General features: G+C 41.0%; 20 protein-coding genes. 16 read left to right on the forward strand and 4 right to left on the reverse strand.

Annotation, left to right across the window (positions count from 1 at the left end):
• The first annotated feature begins 13 nt into the window (after positions 1 to 13).
• From ACFYU8_RS23705 to ACFYU8_RS23775, 15 genes are all read left to right on the forward strand, one after another.
• Complete coding sequence (locus tag ACFYU8_RS23705; protein WP_390304409.1) at positions 14 to 3,121, forward strand: YwqJ-related putative deaminase; 3,108 nt, start codon at positions 14 to 16, stop codon at positions 3,119 to 3,121.
• 29 nt (positions 3,122 to 3,150) lie between these two features.
• On the forward strand, positions 3,151 to 3,621 hold the full coding sequence (locus ACFYU8_RS23710; RefSeq protein WP_390304411.1) for a toxin-antitoxin system YwqK family antitoxin: 471 nt from the start codon (positions 3,151 to 3,153) through the stop codon (positions 3,619 to 3,621).
• Positions 3,611 to 4,291, forward strand: coding sequence for an endonuclease V (locus tag ACFYU8_RS23715; RefSeq protein WP_390304413.1), 681 nt, complete (start codon positions 3,611 to 3,613; stop codon positions 4,289 to 4,291). The genes ACFYU8_RS23710 and ACFYU8_RS23715 overlap by 11 nt, the downstream gene beginning before the upstream one ends.
• A 291-nt stretch (positions 4,292 to 4,582) precedes the next feature.
• Entirely contained in the window at positions 4,583 to 4,726 is a 144-nt protein-coding gene (locus tag ACFYU8_RS23720) for a hypothetical protein (RefSeq protein WP_390304414.1), read from the forward strand.
• A 119-nt stretch (positions 4,727 to 4,845) separates the two neighbouring features.
• Positions 4,846 to 5,454, forward strand: a complete 609-nt coding sequence (locus ACFYU8_RS23725; protein ID WP_390304416.1) for a hypothetical protein — start codon at positions 4,846 to 4,848, stop codon at positions 5,452 to 5,454.
• The gene (locus tag ACFYU8_RS23730) at positions 5,451 to 6,479 is read left to right on the forward strand and encodes a hypothetical protein (RefSeq protein WP_390304418.1); all 1,029 of its coding nucleotides are present in this window, start codon (positions 5,451 to 5,453) and stop codon (positions 6,477 to 6,479) included. Before ACFYU8_RS23725 ends, ACFYU8_RS23730 begins: the two co-directional genes overlap by 4 nt.
• Before the next feature lie 589 nt (positions 6,480 to 7,068).
• Positions 7,069 to 7,845, forward strand: coding sequence for a helix-turn-helix transcriptional regulator (locus ACFYU8_RS23735; protein WP_390304420.1), 777 nt, complete (start codon positions 7,069 to 7,071; stop codon positions 7,843 to 7,845).
• Positions 7,846 to 8,263: 418 nt separating this feature from the next.
• A complete protein-coding gene (locus ACFYU8_RS23740) occupies positions 8,264 to 8,671 on the forward strand; it encodes an SUKH-3 domain-containing protein (RefSeq protein WP_390304496.1) in 408 nt (135 codons plus the stop codon).
• A gap of 318 nt (positions 8,672 to 8,989) precedes the next feature.
• The gene (locus ACFYU8_RS23745; RefSeq protein WP_390304422.1) at positions 8,990 to 9,322 is read left to right on the forward strand and encodes a hypothetical protein; all 333 of its coding nucleotides are present in this window, start codon (positions 8,990 to 8,992) and stop codon (positions 9,320 to 9,322) included.
• A 32-nt stretch (positions 9,323 to 9,354) separates the two neighbouring features.
• Positions 9,355 to 9,885 (forward strand): hypothetical protein, encoded by a 531-nt coding sequence (locus tag ACFYU8_RS23750; RefSeq protein WP_390304424.1) that lies wholly within the window; start codon positions 9,355 to 9,357, stop codon positions 9,883 to 9,885.
• Positions 9,886 to 10,118: 233 nt separating this feature from the next.
• Entirely contained in the window at positions 10,119 to 11,174 is a 1,056-nt protein-coding gene (locus ACFYU8_RS23755; RefSeq protein ID WP_390304426.1) for a hypothetical protein, read from the forward strand.
• A gap of 64 nt (positions 11,175 to 11,238) precedes the next feature.
• Positions 11,239 to 11,844, forward strand: coding sequence for a pentapeptide repeat-containing protein (locus ACFYU8_RS23760; protein WP_390304428.1), 606 nt, complete (start codon positions 11,239 to 11,241; stop codon positions 11,842 to 11,844).
• A gap of 418 nt (positions 11,845 to 12,262) precedes the next feature.
• Positions 12,263 to 12,409, forward strand: a complete 147-nt coding sequence (locus tag ACFYU8_RS23765) for a hypothetical protein (RefSeq protein WP_390304430.1) — start codon at positions 12,263 to 12,265, stop codon at positions 12,407 to 12,409.
• On the forward strand, positions 12,396 to 13,013 hold the full coding sequence (locus ACFYU8_RS23770) for a hypothetical protein (RefSeq protein WP_390304432.1): 618 nt from the start codon (positions 12,396 to 12,398) through the stop codon (positions 13,011 to 13,013). Before ACFYU8_RS23765 ends, ACFYU8_RS23770 begins: the two co-directional genes overlap by 14 nt.
• A gap of 52 nt (positions 13,014 to 13,065) precedes the next feature.
• Positions 13,066 to 13,689 (forward strand): pentapeptide repeat-containing protein, encoded by a 624-nt coding sequence (locus tag ACFYU8_RS23775; protein ID WP_390304434.1) that lies wholly within the window; start codon positions 13,066 to 13,068, stop codon positions 13,687 to 13,689.
• Between the two features lie 585 nt (positions 13,690 to 14,274).
• Here ACFYU8_RS23775 and ACFYU8_RS23780 read toward each other — a convergent pair.
• The 4 genes from ACFYU8_RS23780 to ACFYU8_RS23795 all read right to left on the reverse strand — a co-directional run bounded on the left by ACFYU8_RS23780 (position 14,275) and on the right by ACFYU8_RS23795 (position 20,945).
• Positions 14,275 to 16,278: a serine hydrolase domain-containing protein gene (locus tag ACFYU8_RS23780; protein WP_390304436.1), complete on the reverse strand. Its 2,004-nt coding sequence runs from the start codon at positions 16,276 to 16,278 to the stop codon at positions 14,275 to 14,277.
• A 225-nt stretch (positions 16,279 to 16,503) separates the two neighbouring features.
• Positions 16,504 to 16,656 (reverse strand): hypothetical protein, encoded by a 153-nt coding sequence (locus tag ACFYU8_RS23785; RefSeq protein WP_167403238.1) that lies wholly within the window; start codon positions 16,654 to 16,656, stop codon positions 16,504 to 16,506.
• 74 nt (positions 16,657 to 16,730) lie between these two features.
• Positions 16,731 to 18,731 carry a serine hydrolase domain-containing protein gene (locus tag ACFYU8_RS23790; protein WP_390304438.1) on the reverse strand — a complete coding sequence of 667 codons (2,001 nt, stop codon included), beginning with the start codon at positions 18,729 to 18,731 and terminating at the stop codon, positions 16,731 to 16,733.
• A 213-nt stretch (positions 18,732 to 18,944) separates the two neighbouring features.
• Positions 18,945 to 20,945, reverse strand: a complete 2,001-nt coding sequence (locus tag ACFYU8_RS23795) for a serine hydrolase domain-containing protein (RefSeq protein WP_390304440.1) — start codon at positions 20,943 to 20,945, stop codon at positions 18,945 to 18,947.
• A gap of 281 nt (positions 20,946 to 21,226) precedes the next feature.
• Between ACFYU8_RS23795 and ACFYU8_RS23800 the strand changes: the two genes are divergently transcribed.
• Positions 21,227 to 21,814, forward strand: coding sequence for a sensor domain-containing protein (locus ACFYU8_RS23800; RefSeq protein ID WP_390304442.1), 588 nt, complete (start codon positions 21,227 to 21,229; stop codon positions 21,812 to 21,814).
• Position 21,815 lies beyond the last annotated feature (1 nt).

The raw sequence follows: 21,815 nt of genomic DNA on the forward strand, positions 1-21,815 counted from the left end.
GAGGGGAGAGAACATGCAACGTACAAGTGGCGTCATGACCTATCAGGATATAAAATTCGTTTGGCCATATGGACCGATCCGGTTAGATCAGCTGGAGTTCGTCCATCAGACAGGCACGCATGCCAAGCTCACAATCACAGGAATTGTCCCAGAAGAAAAAGAGGACGAGATCATCAATCGTGCCGGCACCCACGATCCCATTGAGCTGTACAAAGTGGAAGGCGGGCAGAAGCAGCCGATTTTCATGGGGCGCCTGGATCATGTGGAGATCAAGGTCGTACGCGACATTCACTACGTCACGATACAAGCCGTGTCGCATACATATGCTTTGGACATGAGCGTGAAAATACGTTCGTTTCAAGAAGTGAATCGGTTGTACCGGGATGTCATAGACGAGATCATGTCCGTCTATCACGGTGGAGATGTCATCGATCAAGCCTTCGACGATCGTAAGCAGGGCAAATACATCATGCAGTACGAGGAGACAGACTGGACCTTTTTAAAGCGAATCGCGTCCCATGTCGGAGCCGTCCTCGTACCGGATTTGAGTGCGCATAAGGTACGCTTGTGGATCGGGATGCCCGAGGGTCGCAAGAAAATCAAGCTGGAAGAAGAATCGCCATACGAGGTCAACCGGGCCATCGCGCCTTACATGAAAAAAGCCGCAAACGGCTCATCGTCCGTCAGCGAGTATCAGTACACGACATACGCCTTCGACTACGAAGACCTGCTGCAAATCGGGGATGAGGTGCAGCGGGAAGGGCAAACATTTGTCATTACGAAAGTGACTGGGAAGCTGGAGCAGGGACTCCTGAGATGGAGCTACGTATGCGCCGTGCCTGAAGCCGTCAAGCAATCGAAGCTGTACAACAAGGCCATCATCGGTGCGGCGATCGACGGAAAAGTGATTCAAATTGGTCGCAACCAGGTCAAGCTCCACTTGAACATGGACAAAAAGCAAGAGCCAAATAAGGCCCAGTGGTTCCCATATGCAGCAGAAGGCAACCAGATTTTGTACCTCATGCCAGAGCTCGGTTCGAAAGTAAAGCTGTATTTCCCGAGCGCCGATGAAGACGACGGCATGGTCATGAACTCCGTACGCCATGCGCCCAAAGGATCGGCTGCCGAGAAGCAAGATCGGCAAATGCAGGACCCCGGTGTGAAGACGTTTGGGAATCCGCAGGGGAAAGAGTTTACGCTCGGGGATAAAGAGCTGACGATGACTGCTCAGGAAGGGATGCTCTACATCTCGATGAACAAGGACGTAGGCGTCAGTCTGAACAGTACCTCGAATGTGAATATCAGTGCGAGTGGTGCGCTGAGTCTGAGTGGGGCGGCTGTATATTTGTCCGGGACTGAGAGCTTGAACGTAAAAACGGCGTCGGATACGATAGAACTATTGGAGGAAAACAAATCCAGCAGTGAGGAAATTAAGCTGGATGCGACCGTTCGTCAGGCGTTTCCGACGATCTTAAGTGCGTTTGAACAGGATGTGAAGGAAAACGGTTTGCCTGCCGTCATGGCCCGCAGAGCCTTCAACAACCAGATTGCTGAGGCGAAAGGGAAGTTAGATGCCTTTGGAGATACTTTGGCGGGGTTGTGGAATACCGCAGTAGATGCCGGAGACATGCTGCTGACAGGACTTGCGGGAGAAGAGAACACGCAAGATATATATGAATTTGTAAGCGGCGAAGAAGTAGGCACACTGAGAGAACGCAATAACATCGTGAAAGGCATCGAGAAAGGCGTAAACAATACGCTGAATTATGTGGGAGATACGTTTTCGGGTAAGAAGGCCCCGGAAGAAATCCTTTCAGATTTGGGGAAGGTGGGCGAAGGGCTTTACGACGAGTATCTCGATCCATTCGCGAAGGACGCCCAATACGATCAAGATAACTTGATTAAAGGCGGTCTGTGGACCAGATCGGAAGACGAGAGCTATGCGAAGGGCCAGAATGAGTTCAAGAAAGACATGGTGGTAGCTGAGGTAGCGGTAACCGTTCTTAGTGCTGGTACAGGTACAACCGTTATGCGGACAGTGAAAACGGCCGATAAGCTGGATGGGCCGAATGGCAAGAAAAAGTCTGGTGACCAAGAGGGAAATGGGAAAGGTGTTCTTTTGCCTAATTCCAGTATCGATGATGCAATGCACGTCATGCTTAAGGATGGAAAGCTAAAGACGGCGGCTAAGAGTTTTGCTGAGTCGATGAGTGAATTACAAAAAGCGGTTGAAAAGCTTCTCGAGCAGATGGCTAATGTGTTTAATGGAAGAATTGTAGTTCTCAGAGATGCTTTTACAGGTCAGCCTATGGTTTATTGGATGAGGCATGACGATTTGCCTGGTAATGGAGGCGGTCGTGGAGGGAATCATCGTCGTAAGGATGGGAAGGAAGACCGGGAGAGAGAAGAAAGAGAGAGAAGAGAAAGAGAAGAAAGAGAGAGAAGAGAAAGAGAAGAAAGAGAGAGAAGAGAGAGAAGAGAGAGAAGAGAGAGAGAAGAAAGAGAGAGAAGAGAAAGAGAAGAAAGAGAGAGAAGAGAAAGAGAAGAAAGAGAGAGAAGAGAGAGAGAAGAAAGAGAGAGAAGAGAAAGAGAAGAAAGAGAGCGAAGAGAACAAGAGCAGAGGGATACTGAGGGGACGGGACAAGCTACTCAGGCTTCAGGTAAATTGGATTTTACACCAGAAGAAATTTCGAATCTAAAAATACATGTTATAGATGAAGCTCAAATGCTAAAAGACAGCGGACTTACTAATAAGCAATTAGGTCCAGCCGTTGCAGGTTCATACGATAAGACTACAGGCAAATTTTATACAGCAATTAATGACGTTGATGGATTTATACCAAAAGAGTTACATCCAATTATTGAAGCGAGAATTAAGAATATGCCAAAGGATGTGTATGATTCATATAGCCAGTTTACACATGGCGCTGGATCACATGCTGAAGTATACGCTGCTAACAAGGCTTTATTAGCTAATCCAAATGCTAGCATTGATGATTTAATAATATATGTTATAAAACCCGGAGGTGCAACAAAACCTGTAATTGATATACCTTTTAAAACATGTCCACATTGCAATTATATTTTAAAAGGATTTAACATTATCTCAGATTTACCATAACAAGTTAATAAGAGAAGAGGTAATTGAAAATGATGGAATTTAATCTTTTATCTTTAGAAAAAGTGTTGCTAGAAGGCATAGAATTTGCTGACGAAGTTTGTTTTTCTGGAAAGAGTGGTCAAGAAGTTTTTGATAAACCTATAGAAGATGGAGGTAAACCAGTATCAGGTCTTTTATATGAAAGATATAAAAACGGAAATTTAGTCTATTACAGTTATTATAAAAATGGTGTGGCTGAGGGTGATTATGTTAAATTTTATGAGAATGGTAAGGTGGAAAGCTTCCAACGAATGAATAAGGGTGTGATACTTGGGAAGTCTACTTCTTGGTATGAAAATGGTGTTGTAAAATCAATTGCGGAATGTAAATATGGTTTTAGAATAACTTACAGAGAGTGGAATATAGATGGTGAACTAATAACAGAAAAAATAGAGCCAAGTGAATTTGAAAAAGAAATGATAGATAAGTATGATAAATGGGCTGAGCAAGATGGAAAATAACCAAATAGAAATATTTGAGAAAATGCAACATGACTTATCTCAAAATATAAAATTAGAAAATAATTTTAGTAAAGAGAATATACGACTAATTGCAGGGGTTGATTTAGCATACTGGGAGGAAAATGAAAAGACAATTGCAGCTTGTTGTATATGTGTCGTAGATCTTATGAACAAAGATGTAATTGAGACAAAGGTTTTGAAAGATGAAATTAAGGTGCCGTATATACCGGGATACTTATCTTTTAGGGAATTACCATTAATTCTCGATACCTTTAAAGTTTTAAATAGTGATCCGGAAATTATAATGTTCGATGGGAATGGGTACTTGCATCCCAGAAATATGGGAATCGCAACGCACGCTTCTTTCTATTTAAATAAACCAACAATAGGTATTGCAAAAAGCTACTTGAAAATTGGGTCGGTTAATTTTGTTATGCCATGTAATGAAGAAGGGGCATTCACTGATATTGTGATAAACAACACAATATATGGACGCGCACTACGGACGCATAAAGATGTTAAGCCAATCTTTATCTCGTGTGGAAATTGGATAGATATAGATACAGTCACAGATATTACGTTAGCGTTAATCAATAATGAAAGTAGATTGCCCATACCAGTAAGGCAAGCCGATTTAGAAACTAAAAAAATGAGAGAACGTTTTAGATAATATTAGGAAAACGATTCTATAAAAATAGCTAGTGTAATCTTTTTACAACCCCAGCAACAAGATCGTACAATACAACCAACAAACCAAACACTAAACAACTCAAACACTTGATAAACTTTCAAAAGCTCTTTCCAACTTGAACTATGAGTAGGAATGAGCTTTTTTTGCATGTTTAAAATCAAAGGAGGACCACACCCTTTACCTCTCCTATCTGCGGACAAGCATCATGGAGAACTGCGCCACGTACCGCATAGACGCGCATGATGAAACCTGGTTTTTGGATCGGACGGAATGCTCCGTGCTGTGGGACGCTGCCTTCATCTTTGCCCGTTGTTCTGGCGGATGGAGGAGCTTGAGAAGATAAAGTTTGCCTACGCGAGAAAGATTACATCGATGGATATCGAGCGGATCAAGCAGATGGAAGCTATCAAGTAGATGGGCGGACTCCGGATGCGGGCAGGGCATTAGAATCTTTTGCGTTTGGAGCTGTGCTGGTTGGCGGCTTCACGCTTGGGGCGTCCTGGCTATCGAAAGGGATTAGCAAGATAAAGGGAATGGCGAAAGGTGGAGCTGGTCCTAATGCTAAGGGGACGGGTAAACCTAGAGTTAATATTGATTGGAGTAAATACAATCGTGTAGACGATTATAAGCCAAAGTTTGTGGATAAGGATGAAGAACTTGAATATAAAGTTGCATCAAGGGACTATGATGAGATTAGAAGTGCTGGTATGACTGATATTGAACAGGTTTCAAAAAATACAGGCATGTCTGTAGATGAAATTAGGGCTATGAAACAGCACATGTTTTTTGATACACATAATATTCCTTTAGATAATCACAGTTATAGAGTAGGGAATTTTACTCCAGATATCGAAATAGGTTTTATATGGAAGGTGGCACAAGAAGGTGAACTGAATCCAAAACAAAAACAATGGTTTCAAGAGATTGCTAAACATGAATTGACAGAAAGTGAACTAATGAAACATGGACATCCATATAAAGATCCCGATTCGTATTCACCTGAAATGGAAAGATTTGACTCAAAACCTCCAGGTGCACATGATTTAGCTTCTCCACAACCTAAATTTGAGCTCCCTGATTCATACGACTATATTAAAAACAGCAAAAAAAAATTAGAGCAGATGGAGAGACAAAGTAAATGAAAAGATTAAATCAAGCAATTGAACGTATCTCTGCTATTGATTGGAATTGTATTGGGAAAAGGGAAAGTAGATCACATGCTCATCTGTGCAGTGAATATTTAAGAAGAGCATCAATATTTCTTAAGGATTTTCCTGGTTCTTGTATATATCCATTCATTGTGATATCAAATTCGATAACTACGTCGTCAGAGAACATTGGTGAATTACAAGTGTTGGATAAAATCAACAACAGCTATCATAGAGAAATTGTTAATAGTTATTTAGAGCTAAATGCATTAATTGATGAAGGAAATCGAATAGCTATCGAAAATAAAGATTTGTTTGAGCCAGTAATTAAGCTTTATGAAAGAGGAGGTTCATTCTATAAAAGGGGAGGATTTGTGAATGTCGCTGGTGAATCCTTCACGATTGCAGATCGAACTAATAGAAGAGAAGCACTTGATATAAGTGATCAATATTTAGATCAGATGGATTTAGAACAAGACATGGAAATAGTGTGGGTTAATGAGGATAATATTGTTATTGAAAACTACTTGGAACATGCCCAAAATAGAATTTCTTCCATTAACTTCATGCTTGAAGAATCAGAAAGGAAGTCCCATCTAATCCTAGCAAATGAATTTTTAAAAAGAGCAGCATATTTTGAACGATTTTCATATTTGGATTTGAGTCTCGAGAGTCCGTTTGTTAATGTTGCAGAAGCTTTGGGATATTCACCTACTTTAAGCATAGAAAAGATATGTCCAACGATTCCATCAATTCAAAACGAAATAATCAAGTCGATTTGTATACAATACTTGGAGTTATCAGCATTAGTGGATCAGGACGTACAAAGAGCTCGAAAATATTATAATTTATATGAGCCAGTAATAAAATTGTTTGAAAGAGGTGGGAAAATTGACATTGTGGATAACAAAATTGTTGTTGGATCAACAACCGTTCCACTTTCTGACTGGTATGTATATGCCGTGACAAGACCAGTAAGTGATATAAGTAATAAAAGTTTGAATGCTCTTGACAGCTAGACATCCCTTCGTTGTAATATTAGCTTAATTTATGGGTTGTAAAATATTTGTGTAAACTCAATTATAACTTCAACAGAAACAACGCCACAATACGAGCTAACCGCCCGTGTTGTGGTCTTTTTCTTTTTAGATATAGATAGCGGCGGCTGATGTACTAGACCCCACCCAGTGTCGAATGAACCCATCATTCAACCAATTACATACTTAACCCATGTAATACCCGTATAAAGATTTCGTCAATACGGTTGTACGCACAAAATGCTTGAATTTTATCCCCCATTCAACGCAATAGCGTTACGTTGAACAGGTCGATTATGGTCAGATATCACCATGATTGATCTGTTTTTTGTTATCTTCGCTTTCTTGCGGTTTTTGCAAAAATGAATTGCAACAATGTACATACATAGAACGATAGATATAGTGAAGGGGCGGTCAGTGAAATATTAACCGCAACTAAATGGGATCAAGTCTCGATTATTAATGGTGCAAGGGTCAACAATCTGGTGATGACCAGTTTACATATAGTTGCTTTACGATGCGGAATGGCTAGCTTCCGTTTCTATCTTAAAATTGTAAAGGGGATTTCGAAATGACTGTAAAAATGGTGGATTGGTATGGCGTTTATGATAGTGAATACTATCGTGCACAGGTAGACAATGGAGAATCAAAGACGAGTTTATGCAATGTATGTTCGGGAGGAAATGTGTCGTTTTACTTGAAAGTGCCGCAGGAAGTAAGGCGTTGCTATTTCTTGGATGCGAATGCGGTTAACGTTCTTCTCGAATTGTTGTCATGGGGAATGTTAGACGGCAACCGTAAGCGAGATATTGGAGAATGGTTTACCATCAAACAGCAGGTCATGGCGTTAAAACTTGGGTTGTCTGAGAATACAATTAGCTCCAAGTTACAAGAGCTGGAAAGAAAATGGTTTATAGATGTGCAAAAGAGAGGGCGGAGAAATTACTATCGACTGAATACAATGTTGAATCCGTTTATCGTTTTGTCGGAGGAAATCCATGAGTATGTGCAGTATCTTTACGCTAAAAAGAACTACGAAGCTGTTATGGAAATTGCCAGTCCTTCTCTCTATTTCATGAGCGAGATAGACAGGTTTCAAGAAGCTGTTACGAGTGTCATCCTCTCAATTGTCAAGGATGATGATTTCTATGTGCCGTATATGTATCGCTTGTTGAGGGATATTCGAGACAACGATGGGGATGACTCATCAAACGTTCTCTACTTGCCGAATTACCATTCTATTGTGAATGATTTGCGTCAAGACCTACTCGAACGTATTATGCATCAGTTTCGGCTAATGACGAGGGATATTCTTCCCTACTATAATACCAAGTCTAAACCCAATTAGTTGGGTAGAAGGGTAAACAATTTGGGGATGAGAAAATTCTTGTCCCCAATAAAAGGGGTTGACGTAAAGGTGAGGTCAAGAAAATTGGTTTGTATATACAATTAATACTTATAAAGACTTGTATAGAAATACTGTAAAGCTATAGATATGAATCTATCTACATTCGACTGCTACGGGAGTCGGGGCTTCGCAGGGCTCTCCTTATTGAGAAGATGATTTCACATTTTTAAAATACTTGTTTCGCCCCAGTCTTTGCCTTGCTCTCTTTGGCGGCAGGAGCATCGTTAGACCTCATTGAATGCTCCAATAAGATCTGCAAATGGACTTACTGGGGAATTTAAGCCCTTTTGCAAAAATTGTTCGGTAACATTTGAGGATTTTATACAATCCATAGACTAGGAGGAAAAAGACATTGAATATGAGTAATGAAACTATGATGATCTTAAGGAATGCTGGTTGGTATGAGGGAAGAAATATAGATACTAAAGAAATTGAAGAACATTTAGAAAAGCTAGGTTTTATAATCTATCCAGAAGTGAAAAAATTTTTAATAGAATTTGGTGATCTTGTGATAGAGGATACTATAAACGATGAGACCCATAAAACAGGCGTGAAGATAAAAAGCTCTGGAGCTTTCAAAGCAGAGGAAAAGTATGCTCAAGAAAATTTAGTTCCAGTGGGATTTATTGATAGTGATAATCTTGTACTATTTGTATCAGAAAGTGGGAAAGTGTACTGCAGTACGGGAAAATTAGGTGACAATGCAAAAGAAGCATGGGAAAATTTAATTGGGGGTAGCGGTTATAAGCCGTGGGGACGTTTCTAAATATGTGAGCTCTTTATTTTATACAAGTAGCTCTAAATAATGTATCTGTATATCCTATCTAGAATAAAATGCCACAATGCGAGTTAGCCACCGTGTTGTGGTTTCATTTTTATCCGCCGCTACATGCTAAAAAATATAATCATACAAGTGGCGGCTATTCAAAAATAACCCACCCAGTGCCGAATGAAACCAGCATTCAACCAATAACACATATAACCCATGTAATACTCGTATAAAGATTTCGTCATTTTGTTTGTACGCACATCAAAGCTTCAATACCCTAATACAAAGAATCCCAGAACTGGAGCAATACAAAAGATGAGTGGAGGGGGGCATGGACAAGCGGGAGGAATTTTAATAAAAACAGAACATTTCTCTCCAGATGATGAAATAGCCTACGTTTGGTCGTTGGCTCAAAAGAGAGAATTCACAGAAGAACAAAAGGTTTGGTTTAAGCAGTTAGTGGATCATCAACTACAGGAAAGAAAGCTGATGTATGAAGAAAAGGAGCCTTTGCCTTATAGAAGATTAGATTCTTGGAGCGAAGAATTACAACAGTTTACCGGTTATCCAAAAGGTGCACACGAAAAAGCTGATCCTCAGCCCGATTACGGAACTTTTCTAGGCTTTGATCCAACAAAATATTATTAAGATTTCTTACATCAAAGATGGAGGATGAATAAATGAACAAATACGACGAGGCGCTTAGACGATTAAATCAAATAGACTGGGAGAAAGTGGGGAGCGTAGAAGAGCCCTGGAACATGGCACTAGTGAAAGAATATATAAGGAGAGCGTCTGTCCTAATAAAAACATATTCTTTAAAAACTCCTTATCCTTTTTTTAACGCAGCTAATGCACTTGGCTTTGATATGGAGCTAGATCTAGATAAAGTTTGTCCGTCTTTAACAAAAGTAAATAATTCCCTGATAACTGCAATGTGTGTTTCTTATCTTGAGTGGGCTATTTTGGCTGATAAAGAGGAAACACATGCTAGCCAATTTGCAGATTTATACGAACCAATCATAAAATTATTTGAAAAAGGAGGGAAGGTGAATAGGCGTCACGGGGAAATACTCGCAGGGGGACAAGCTTTCCCATTAGCTAACGCAGATTATATGTCTAAGCAAGAGGCAATTGATATAACGGATGAGGGGCTAGAAAATTACAATAGAATTGTAAAGGAAATTATAATGCAAAAAAAGGATACATAGAATCTTCCAGATTATGGGTTATCTTATAGGTTTAAGGTGGAAGAGGGAAATGAGGATTTTTCTGTAAAAAGATCTTAAAATTAGTAACAAGATCTTTAATAATACCACCAAACAAACACTAAACAACTCACAAACACTTGATAAACTTTCAAAGGCTTATTCTGACTTGCAAGATGAGGAGGAATGAGCCTTTTTCTGTTTACAGAGGGAGTCGCGGATCGAGCTACAATCCCTTGAATTACGCTGGAGATGTACTCACGGGGAATAAATCGGCGAGAGAAATCGGAACAGATGTATTAGAAACGGCTTGGTCAGGTGCAAAAGGAGTCTACAGCGATGTCATAGAACCTTTTGTAAAAGATGGGCAATACATGTTGGAAGACACACAAGGCGGCAGGTGGACCAGGTCTATCGAAGAAAGCTACGAAAAAGGCCGAAATAGAGGCAAGCAAGATTTGGTTATCGCCGAGCTAGTGGTAAGCCGTGGGGCTGTTTCTGCCTATAAGCAGGCAGCTAAACAGACAATTGACCTAGGTCCAGATGGGGATTCCCAACGTGGAAAACGAGACGGTGGAAATAGAACGGGGTTACTTCTCGATGGCGCAGATAACAACCGGAACAGTAGCTCATCCCTAAAGGGTGGGAAGCTAAAGACGCAGGCTAAGAGTTTTCCAGAATCGTTTACTGAATTACAAGAAGAGGTTGAAAAGCTTCTCAAGCAGATGGGGAAAGTTGTTGTTCTCAGAGACGCTCATACGGGTCAATCTAGGGTTTATTGGGCTCGGCATGATGATTTGTCTGGTGGTAATGGCGGTGGTGGTGGTAATCATCGTCGTAGTGATAATGGTAATGAGGGGACGGGTAAAGGTAGTAAGGGCGAAAAGTCTCATTTATATGATGCAGATGGGAAATATACTGGAGGAAGAAATCAAGAAGAGTTGGATGGTTTAGCCCGAGATCCTGCAAGTAATGGGAAAATAGAACCTAAAAATATAAATGAAAGAGATGTTGGATTAGCATTAGAAGAAAGAGGTGATTTAGGAAGAATAATACGTGATCAACAAGCAGAAAATGGAGCGGAGTTTATTGATACCACTACAGGCTTAAAGTGGGACGTGAAAAGTTTTGTATCATATCCAAGCGGTAGGGACGGAGTACCTATAACAAGTCCCAAAAAGGGTGCTTTTTCTGTTAAAAATGGTATGCAAAAGATACACGAAGAATTTGCTAAAGGAAATAACATAATTATTGATACAAAAAAATGGTGCCTGAGCATATTGAACAACTGATGAAAGCAATTGATGAAGCAGGAATAGCAGATAGAATATTGTGGTACCCTTAAGGAGTGAGAAAATGGAAGAAAGAAATATTCTTAGTATGTTTGATTTGCATAAAAAGTGGGTTGAGACAATTGGTAAAGAAGGTGAGATGTTAAAGTTAGATGAAGTGGACTTAAGAAGTTTTGATTTATCCGATATATTGCTTGAACAAGCATATTTAATAGAGTGTACTTTTGATGATCTCAAACTGGAAAATATCGATTTTCACACATCATTATTAGCCTCGTCAACATTTAAAAATGCATATTTAGATAAATGCGATTTTTATAAATCAGATCTCAGATATACAGATTTTTCCAACTGCGTCATTAAAAACAGTAGATTTAGTAAAGGTGATTGTTGGGAAGCAATATTTAGAAATGCATATTTAGTAGATTGTAATTTGATTAATGTATCGTTCTACTTAACGGATTTTAGTTGGGCAAGACTAGAAAATGTAGATATAAGTGTGTCGACATTTAAAGAAACATTGTTAAACGGAGTAACATTAAAAAATATTAAAGGTATAGAAGAAGCCTTTTTTGAGAGTATAAATATTGGTACATCGGAGAAACCAATATTGTTGGAATCAGAAAAAGCAAGGGAATGGATGTTAGAAAAATGTGAAGTAAATGGTTAAGTGGATTGGCTACCAGTGCCGAATGAACCCATCATTCAACCAATTGCATACTTAACCCATGTAATACCCGTATAAAGGTCTCTTCAATTTGGTTGTACGCACATGAAGCTTGAATTTTATACTCTACTTAATTTAATAGCGTCATGTTGAACAGGTCGATTATGGTCAGATACCACCATGATTGATCTGTTTTTATATGCAGATGATTTTGAACCTTATGCCCGAACTCGGCTCAAAGGTAAAGCTTCAGGGAATATATACACATAACCATCCTAATAATGGTGTATTTAGTTGGGGGGATTTGGAGACAGCAAGAGGTTTTGATATGGCAGGAATAAGAGCTGCATTACCGAATGGACCAACACTTTGTATAAAACGGGGCCCAAACGGATGGAATTGGGATACTATGGATACATAAATGATTCTGAATAAAGCAAAACAAAATGTACTCATTAAACCAGAGTACGCAGAATTATTAGGGCAAAGAGATCAAGCGGCGCTAAATATGGCATGGATGAAAGAATCTGCTGAATTGATGGGAGGTAGTTTTAATGTATACAAATAATAGTGAGGATAGAAAGTTCCTATATGTTAAACCCTACTTTGTTGGAGTGATTGTAGACACAGATAATGGATTTGACTGGTTTGAGAACGACGAGAGAGGTCAATTAGGGAGAATAATAAAGGAGAGTAACTTTACTGACCTTATATGTGAATTGGTTCATATTTTCAAAGAGGGGCTGCCAAACTACTACGAGCTTTCTTCACTTTTTAGTATGAAATATGAAATAGTACAAGGACTTTTAATATCTCGTTTTGGATTAGAAACTGCTCGAAAAGAGAAAGAAGAGTTTGAAAGACGGTTTGGTAAAGGTAAAGCAGGTATGGATAATGGAGACAAAATTGTTTGTAGAGTCGAAAACGTTGAACGTAAAGATCAAGATATATCTAAAATAGAAATGGATATTGACATTGAGTGTTTAAAAATCAATGACCTTTATTTATTTGTCAACGAAATACCAGATCTGAATGAATTGAAAACCAACATAGAGGCAAAGTTTGATGATGTTAACATTACTGTTGGTAATAAACTAATCGTCAAAGATAAAACTTATAGGATTTTTGTTTTAGAAGATGAAAATAGGATGACTGGGCATTTTCAGGGATAGTAGACTGTCGGCCCAGAGTCTGTCAATTACATGGAAAGAGGGGGGATAGTGGATGTTAACGCAACAAGAACTAAATACAATGATTGATGATCACCAATTATGGATCATTGAATCAAAATCTAGAGGCACACAACTGCATTTAGAGGATGCTACTTTAATTGAATTGGATTTAGTTGGTAGGAACTTAATAGATGTGGTACTGGTAGGCTCAACATTACAGAAATGTTTATTAACTAATACTGATTTTTATTATTCTAATCTGGCATCAATTAATCTTTTTGAGGTCAGTATGAATGGCGTAATTTTGACAAAGTCGAATTTGGATTACTCGATATTTAAGCAGTGTGATGCATCAAACTCTAAGGTTATAAAAGCTACGTTTTATGAATCAGTAGTAGAGGGAGTAAATTTTTCCAATTCTAGTATGATGAAAGTAGGGTTTATGTATTCTAACCTTAAAAATGTAAAATTCATTAATTGTGATTTATCGAGAGCATCTTTTAGGAATTCCATCCTTCAAGATGTAAACTTTACTGGTGCTGATTTATCTGAACTAAACCTATCAAACGTAGAGATAAACAATGTGATTTTTAATGGGGCTTTTTACAATCATAAAACTATTTGGTCTGAAAATATAAGTTTAGAACAAATGGGAGCTATTTTCAAAGATGAATAGCAATTGGGACACTGGCAAAAATTTTATGTAAACCCATTTACTTTCCCAACAACAAGATCGTACAATACAACTCACAAACTAAACACTAAAACATTTGATAAAATTTCAAAGGCTTATTCCAAATCGAACGACGAGGAGGAGTGAGCCTTTTAAGCATGTCCAAAATTAATGGAGGAAAAAAATGGCGAGCAGGTATAGGAAAAGGTAGGATGAATTGCACAGACACAAAGAGAGTGTGAGGCAATCATGGATGAAGTGAGAGGAGACTGTCAGCAACCACGAGAGTTACGGAGAGATGAAGATACTGGTAAGAATTCCAATAAGCCGATTCTTTTTTCTGGACGAACAAAGGCTGCCGAGTTTCTCGACAGCCTTAAAATAGGGGAGGGAATTTCCTAATTCTTCTTTTAATCGCAGTTATTAATTTTTCAGCTCGGCAATCACTTTTGAAACATGTTTTTTCCTTCTCGTTTCCATTCACTTGAATCTTTTTGCTTAGCGTGTCCCTTGTGTTTATCTCTATTTTCCACGACCAGTCACCTCCCTCAATTGAGAAGAGTACCTACCGTATCAGGAAACAGCTGTTTACCGCTTAATCGGCAAAGAATGGTAACCAAATGCTAAATCAATCAAGGCACTTGCTTCTTGACGCTTCAGCAAATCTTTTGCGCGGAATGTGAAAGAGCCATCTGCGCTTATCTTCGTATCCGGATCGACGATGCCTTGTGAAGCAAGAGTAGTGATCGCATCTGTTGCCCATGCATCGGCTGTGTCTTGCAGCTTCACTTTGGTGTTTGCCTCCGGTTCAAGCTGCTTCAAAGTTTGGATCATGACAGCAGCGTCTTGTCTTGAGATAGGTGCCGAAAGGTTCAAATCAGGGATGCTCGCGGCCAATTGTTTTCTATTGATGGCTTCATCCCCGGGAAATCCGTACCAGCCATATGCTTTGATCAGAGCGTCAATAAATTCGCCTTGTGTCATGGTCCCTGTAGGATCAAATTGACTTCCTGTTTTTGCTCCCATAATAGAAAGCGCGCTGAGATTGTTGATATAGGTCTTATAGCTACTGCTATTAGATACATCTGAGTATGTCTCTTTCTTACCCATTTTTTGTGAATGGGCAACGGCAAGTGAGACGTTTTTTGGCGTGGAATAATAGAAGTATGTAATGTTACCGTTTTTCTCTTCCTTGAATGCGATTTTACTGCCTTCCTCATCTACAAACAGTAGTGGATGAATCATGCGCAGCTTTTGTTTTCCAATTGTTGCATCTTCCACCATAAGTGAGCCATTCTCGTAGGCAATAGAAGTGCGGTTCCAAAAGCCACGCGTATTTTGGTACAGCCCGATATATTTTTGCGCATCCTTTTCACTCAAGGGCAAGTAAACAGGCTCTGCTTTTTCTTTTTCCGGGAAATAATGATCCATGAACTCTTTGAAAATATCGGCTCTCATGTCCGAATCATTGTTGTAGGACATATAAAAGGCGGTTTTTTGTTCAGGGATCAATACGATCAGGGAAGCATGTCCAGGAATGTTTCCACCCTTGAAAACAACGTGCTGACCATTTGTCAGCTCTCTATAAAGGTTTTCAAAGCCTACTGTTGTGACCGGGATGTCCTTTTCCGCGAAAATCTGGTAAGAATGCATCAAGTCTATGCTTTTCTGGCTGACGATTTCTTTGCCGTCAAATTTTCCGTTTTGCAGATGCATGGTCAAGTACTTGGCCATGTCTTCTCCCGTTGATAGAATGCTTCCCTGCGGAGCATCAGTTGGAATGAATCCATCTGCCGGATGTGGCTCGCCAGTAGGACCGTAATGGGCAGCCATTCTCTTCAAGAGCTCAGGCTTGAAGCGAACGCTACTCGAGGTCATTCCGAGAGGCTTGAACACTTTTTCATCCATATACTCGTTATAAGGGACTCCACTTGCTTTTTCCACGGCGTAGCCAGCGAGTAAGAATCCAGTATTATCATACGAATAGACATCGCCAGGTGGTCGGATGACGGTCGGCATATTATTCTTGGAAAGGAATTCATCCATCGAGATGTTCTGCTCGGTGTATTGTGGACCGAGAAAGGTAGTGATGTCAGGCATATCGAAGCCGCTTGAGTAGGTAAGCATGTCGTACATGGTGAGCGGTTTTCCTGTCTTATTAGGAATTTTTAGCCCACCGAGATATTCCTCTACATTATGATGCAGGTCTATTTTGCCCTCATCGACTTGCTGCAAGACGGCCATGGCAGTAAAGGTTTTCGTTACAGAGCCAATTTGGAACACCGTGTCTTTATTAACAGGGATTTTCTTTTCCTTGTCAGCGAAGCCATATCCTTTGTTCACGATAACCTTGCCATCGTGGACGACAACAAAGTTGGAACCATTCACATTGAATTTTTTCATTTTCTCTGCAAACAGTGGATCGGCAAACGCTTCTACTTCTTTAGCATCCAGCGGTCCTTTTATGTTGGTGGCAGCCATGGAAGCAGTCTGATTTATTTCCATTGCACCAAGCGGCTGCGTACATACGGCAATCAATGTCGTGGAGAGAAGAAAAACCGTGAGACTCATTTTTTGAAAAACCTTTTTCATGCGAGATTCCCCTTTTGATTTATGCTTTTATGCTAACACGTTTTGGGGCACCGACTCCGAGAGTGAGCGCTTGAGCACAGTATGGCAAAGTTCGTGTCATGTTCGGTAGTCCCTTTCTGTCATATGACATTTTGGCACTCGCTCATGTCACGCTCAGCGAATTACGGAACAAATGAAAAAGGCTGCCGAGTTTCTCGACAGCCTTAAAGTGGGGGAGAGTAGTTATTAATCTTTCAACTCGGTAATCACTTTTGAAGCGCGTTTTTCATCCGGGGTAGGGAACATTTGATATTGATGCTGAAGCTCGATTTCCTTCTCATTCAAGTCACTTGAATCTCTTTGCTCAGCTTGTCCCCTGTGTTTATCGCTATTTTCCACGACGAGTCACCTCCCTCAAAGGAGTAGGGTATACAACAAGTCCCTACTTTATCCCAAAAAGAGGAAAAGGCTGTTTAACGTTTAATCGGCAATGAATAGTAGCCAAACGCTAAATCAAGCAAGGCACTGGCTTCTTGACGCTTCAGTAAATCTTTTCCACGGAATGTGAAAGAGCCATCTGCGTTTACCTTCGTATCAGGATCTACGACGCCTTGTGAAACAAGAGCAGTGATCGCATCTTTTGCCCATGCATCAGCGGTATCTTGCAGCTTCGTTTTGGTGTTTGCCATTGGTTCAAGCTGCTTCAAATTTTGGATCATGGCAGCAGCGACTTGTCTTGTGATTGGTGCCGATGGGTTCAAATTAGGGATGCCAGCAACCATTTGCTGTCTAATCCCGTCTTCACTCCCGGCCATTACGTACATGCCTTGTGCTTTGATCAGGGCGTCAGCAAATTCGCCTTGTGTCATGGTCCCTGTAGGATCAAATTTACTTCCTGTTTTCGCTCCCATAATGGAAAAGGCGCTAATGTTGTTGATATGGGTCTTATAGCTGCTGGTGTTAGGGACGTCTGAGTAGGTGTTTTTCATTTCCATTTTTTGTGAATCGGCAGCAAGGCTAGCGCCTTTTGCCGTTGTATAATAGAAGTATTTGATGTTACCGTTTTGGTCTTTCTTGAACGCGATTTTTTCGCCTTCCTCATCTACAAATAGCAATGGGTGAATCATTCGCAGCTTTTGTTTTCCGTTTGCCTCACCCTCAAGCACGAGTGATCCATTCTCATAGGTAATAGAAGTGCGTGTCCAATAGAAACGCGTATTTTGATACAGCCCGAAATATTTTTGCGCATCCCCTTCACTCAAGGGCAAGTAATCAGACTCTGAATCTGCTTTTGCTTTTACTTTTTCGGGGAAATAATGATCCATGAATTCTTTGTAAATATCAGCGCTAAACATTGTGTCATTGTTGTAGGACATGAAAAAGCCGGTTTTTTGTTCCGGGATCAATACCATTAGGGAAGAATGGCCTGGCATGTTTCCGCCCTTCAAAACAACGTGCTGACCATTTGCCAGCTCTGGAAAATAGTTTTCAAAGCCTGCGGTAGTGATTGGGATGTCCTTTTCTGCAAAAATCTGGAAAGAATGCATCAAGTCCATGCTTTTCTCGCTGACGATTTCTTTGCCGTCAAATTTTCCGTTTTGCAGCTGCATGATCATGTAGTTGGCCATGTCTTCTGCTGTTGATAGAATGCTTCCCTGCGGACCATCAGTTGGAGCGTGTCCTTCTGCCGGACGTGGCTCGCCATTAAGATCGTAATGGGCAGCCATTCGCTTCATGAGCTCAGGCTTGAAGCGTACACTGGTCGAGGTCATTCCGAGAGGCTTGAACACTTTTTCATCCATATACTGGGCATAGGGGATTCCACTTGCTTTTTCCACGGCGTAGCCAGCGAGTAAGAATCCAGTATTATCATACGTATAGGCCTCGCCAGGTGGTCTGATGACGGTCGGCATGTACTTTGGAAGGAATTCATCCATCGAGATGTCCTGCTCGATGTATTGTGGACCGGTAAAGGTAGTGCTATCAGGCAAATCGAAGCCGCTTGAGTAGGTGAGTAAGTCGTACATGGTGACCGGTTTTCCTGTCTTATTAGGAATTTTTAGCCCACCGAGATATTCCTCTACATTTCCATGCAAGTCAATTTTGCCCGCATCTACTTGCTGCATGGCAGCCAAGGCGGTAAAGGTTTTCGATACAGAGGCAATTTGAAACACCGTGTCTTTATCAACAGGGGTTTTCTTTTCCTTGTCAGCAAAGCCGTAGCCTTTGTTCACGATGACCTTGCCATCACGGACAACAACAAAGCTGGAACCAGTCACATTAAATTCTTTCATTTTATCTGCAAACAATGGATCGGCAAACGCTTCTATTTCTTTGGCATCCAGCGGTCCTTTAGCAGCAATGGAAGCAGTCTGATTGGATTCCACAGCACCGAGCGACTGCGTGCATGCGGAAATCAAGGTCGTGGAGAGAAGAAAAACGACGAGACTCATTTTTTGTATCACTTTTTTCATATGCGATTCTCCTTTTTGTTTTGGCAACACGTTTTGACGTACCGACTCCGAGAATGAGCGCTTGAGCACAGTATGGCAAAGCTCGCGTCATACTCGGTAGTTACTTCTTGTCATCATTTTTCCGATATACAAAATAGCTGCTGTCTCTATGATGAAATGATATGACTTGACCTGTCATATGACATTTTGGCAATGGCTCAGATAGGAGAGGAGTTAGTTTCGTTTAATCGGCAGCGAATAGTAGCCAAACGCTAAATCAAGCAAGGCACTTGCTTCTTGACGCTTCAGTAAATCTTTTGAGCGGAATGTGAAAGAGCCATCTGCGCTTACCTTCGTATCCGGATCGACGATGCCTTGTGAAACAAGTGCAGTGATTGCATCTTTTGCCCATGCATCGGCGGTATCTTGCAGCTTCGTTTTGGTGTTTGCCACAGGTTCAAGCTGCTTCAAATTTTGGATCATGACAGCAGCGACTTGTCTGGTGATTGGTGCAGATGGATTCAAATTAGGGATGCCCGCGGCCAATTGCTGTCTAATCCCGTCTTCACTCCCGGCAAATACGTACATGCCTTGTGCTTTGATCAGGGCGTCAGTAAATTCGCCTTGTGTCATGGTCCCTGTAGGATCAAATTTATTTCCTGTTTTTGCTCCCATAATGGAAAGAGCGCTGAGGTTGTTGATATAGGTCTTATAGCTACTAGTGTTAGAGACGTCTGAGTAGGTCTGTTTCATTTCCATTTTTTGTGAATCAGCAACGAGTAAAGCTCCTTTTGGCGTTGCATAATAGAGGTATTTGATGTTACCGTTTTTGTCTTCCTTGAACGCGATTTTATTGCCTTCCTCATCTACAAACAGCAATGGATGAATCATTCGCAGCTTTTGTTTTCCGGTTATCTCATTCTCAAGCACGAGTGAGCCATTCTCGTAGGTAATAGAAGTGCGGACAAAATAGACACGCGTATTTTGATAAAGCCCGAAATATTTTTGCGCATCCTTTTCACTCAAGGGCAAGTAAGTAGGCTCTGCCTCTGCCTTTGCTTTTGTCTCTGGGAAGTAATGATCCATGAATTCTTTGTAAATTTCGGAGCTTATTAACGAATCATTGTTGTAGGACATGAAAAAGCCGGTTTTTTGTTCCGGGATCAATACCATCAGGGAAGAATGGCCAGGCATGTTTCCACCCTTCAAAACAACGTGTTGACCATTTGCCAGCTCTGGAAAATAGCCTTCAAAGCCTACGGTTGTGATCGGGATTTCCTTATCCGCGAAAATCTGGTACGTATGCATCAAGTCCATGCTTTTTTCGCTGACGATTTCCTTGCCGTCAAATTTTCCGTTTTGCAGCTGCATGATCATATACTTGGCCATGTCTTCGCCTGTTGATAGAATGCTTCCCTGTGGACCATCAGTTGGAGTGCGCCCTTCTGGAGGACGAAGCTCTCCTTTACGACCGACGTAATTGGCAGCCATTCGCTTCATGAGCTCAGGCTTAAAGCGTACACTGCTTGAGGTCATTCCGAGAGGCTTGAACACTTTTTCATCCATATACTCGGCAAAGGGGATTCCACTTGCATTTTCCACGGCGTAACCAGCAAGTAAGAATCCAGAATTATCATACGTATAGGCCTCGCCTGGTGGTCGGATGACGGTCGGCATATGCTTTGGAAGGTATTCATCCATCGAGATGTCCTGATCAATGTATTGTGGACCGGTAATGGCAATGCCATCAGGCAAATCGATGCCACTTGTGTAGGTAAGCAAGTCGTACATGGTGACCGGTTTTCCTGTCTTATTAGGAATTTTTAGCCCACCGAGATATTCCTCTACATTGCCATGCAGGTCAATTTTACCCGCATCGACTTGCTGCATGGCAGCCAAGGCGGTAAAGGTTTTCGATACAGAGGCAATTTGGAACACCGTATCTTTATCAACAGGAATTTTCTTTTCCTTGTTAGCGAAGCCGTAGCCTTTGTTCACGATGACCTTGCCATCACGGACGACAACAAAGCTGGAACCATTCACATTAAATTGTTTCATTTTATCTGCGAACAATGGATCGGCAAACGCTTCTACTTCTTTGGCATCCACCGGTCCTTTTATGCCAGAAGCAGTCTGATTTGATTCCATGGCACCGAGCGGCTGTGTGCATGCGGTGATCAAGGTCGTGGAGAGAAGAAAAACAGTGAGACTCATTTTTTGAATAGCTTTTTTCATGTGCGATTCTCCTTTTGTTTTGGTAACACGTTTTGGCGCATCGACTCCTAGAGTGAGCGTTTGAGCACAGTATGGCAAAGCTCGCGTCATGCTCGGTAGTTACTTTCTGTCATCACTTTTCCCATTTGCAAAATAGCTGCAGTCTTTCGATGAAGTGACATGACTTGGCCAGTTTTATGACATTTTGGTACTGGCTCATGTGACGCGCAGCGGATTACGGTAAGGGCAGACCGTCATCAGTGTGTCGGAAAAGGTATGGAGATGGGAGAGAGTTAGCTTAGATGAAAAGAGCGATTGTGCGTAACATTCAAAATGTTATCTTTTTGCTGTTTACATTTGTCTCGGGGGTATTTTATTTATGTTTTTACTTGGTCAGTATCGTGCTTGGCTTGGGCTTGTCATTTACCGTAGTGGGAATTCCATTGCTCACCAATGTGTTGCGTACAACCCAAACCTTTGTCCAGCATGAACGTATTCAGACGAAGATTTATACCGATATTTCCATAGAACCGTTGGCAATGAGACAAAGAGCAAAGGGAAATCAATGGATGCAGGCAAAGGCGGAATTAATGAATATAAGAAACTGGATATCTGTTTATTGGCTGATGCAAAAATTTGTCCTAGGCTGTATTTGCCTAGTGATCGGAGTACTCATCTACATTGCACCCGTATGTTTTGCGTTCATACCGTTGCTCTATCCTTTCGTGGAGATACATTTTTTCGGGAGCGTAGTGGATTCAGAGCTGAAGGCATTGCAAATAATGAGTCTAGGATTCATACTCATGATCGGGTGCTCCAAGCTCGGGAATGGCCTGGTACTATTAATTGGTGGGTACACCCGCTTGATGTTCAAAGCAATTAGGAGATGAT

The sequence above is a fragment of the Brevibacillus sp. NPDC003359 genome (assembly GCF_042878995.1).
In the GTDB taxonomy this organism is placed as follows: Bacteria; Bacillota; Bacilli; order Brevibacillales; family Brevibacillaceae; genus Brevibacillus.

Bases quoted from the DNA above. Each gene is read 5' to 3' on its own strand.
- ACFYU8_RS23710 (WP_390304411.1), top strand. From the start codon at position 3,151: ATGATGGAATTTAATCTTTTATCTTTAGAAAAAGTGTTGCTAGAAGGC.
- ACFYU8_RS23730 (WP_390304418.1), top strand. From the start codon at position 5,451: ATGAAAAGATTAAATCAAGCAATTGAACGTATCTCTGCTATTGATTGG.
- ACFYU8_RS23760 (WP_390304428.1), top strand. From the start codon at position 11,239: ATGGAAGAAAGAAATATTCTTAGTATGTTTGATTTGCATAAAAAGTGG.
- ACFYU8_RS23795 (WP_390304440.1), bottom strand. From the start codon at position 20,945: ATGAAAAAAGCTATTCAAAAAATGAGTCTCACTGTTTTTCTTCTCTCC.
- ACFYU8_RS23765 (WP_390304430.1), top strand. From the start codon at position 12,263: ATGATTCTGAATAAAGCAAAACAAAATGTACTCATTAAACCAGAGTAC.
- ACFYU8_RS23775 (WP_390304434.1), top strand. From the start codon at position 13,066: ATGTTAACGCAACAAGAACTAAATACAATGATTGATGATCACCAATTA.
- ACFYU8_RS23745 (WP_390304422.1), top strand. From the start codon at position 8,990: ATGAGTGGAGGGGGGCATGGACAAGCGGGAGGAATTTTAATAAAAACA.
- ACFYU8_RS23780 (WP_390304436.1), bottom strand. From the start codon at position 16,278: ATGAAAAAGGTTTTTCAAAAAATGAGTCTCACGGTTTTTCTTCTCTCC.
- ACFYU8_RS23750 (WP_390304424.1), top strand. From the start codon at position 9,355: ATGAACAAATACGACGAGGCGCTTAGACGATTAAATCAAATAGACTGG.
- ACFYU8_RS23715 (WP_390304413.1), top strand. From the start codon at position 3,611: ATGGAAAATAACCAAATAGAAATATTTGAGAAAATGCAACATGACTTA.
- ACFYU8_RS23725 (WP_390304416.1), top strand. From the start codon at position 4,846: ATGGCGAAAGGTGGAGCTGGTCCTAATGCTAAGGGGACGGGTAAACCT.
- ACFYU8_RS23800 (WP_390304442.1), top strand. From the start codon at position 21,227: ATGAAAAGAGCGATTGTGCGTAACATTCAAAATGTTATCTTTTTGCTG.
- ACFYU8_RS23705 (WP_390304409.1), top strand. From the start codon at position 14: ATGCAACGTACAAGTGGCGTCATGACCTATCAGGATATAAAATTCGTT.
- ACFYU8_RS23740 (WP_390304496.1), top strand. From the start codon at position 8,264: ATGAGTAATGAAACTATGATGATCTTAAGGAATGCTGGTTGGTATGAG.
- ACFYU8_RS23790 (WP_390304438.1), bottom strand. From the start codon at position 18,731: ATGAAAAAAGTGATACAAAAAATGAGTCTCGTCGTTTTTCTTCTCTCC.
- ACFYU8_RS23720 (WP_390304414.1), top strand. From the start codon at position 4,583: ATGCTCCGTGCTGTGGGACGCTGCCTTCATCTTTGCCCGTTGTTCTGG.
- ACFYU8_RS23735 (WP_390304420.1), top strand. From the start codon at position 7,069: ATGACTGTAAAAATGGTGGATTGGTATGGCGTTTATGATAGTGAATAC.
- ACFYU8_RS23770 (WP_390304432.1), top strand. From the start codon at position 12,396: ATGTATACAAATAATAGTGAGGATAGAAAGTTCCTATATGTTAAACCC.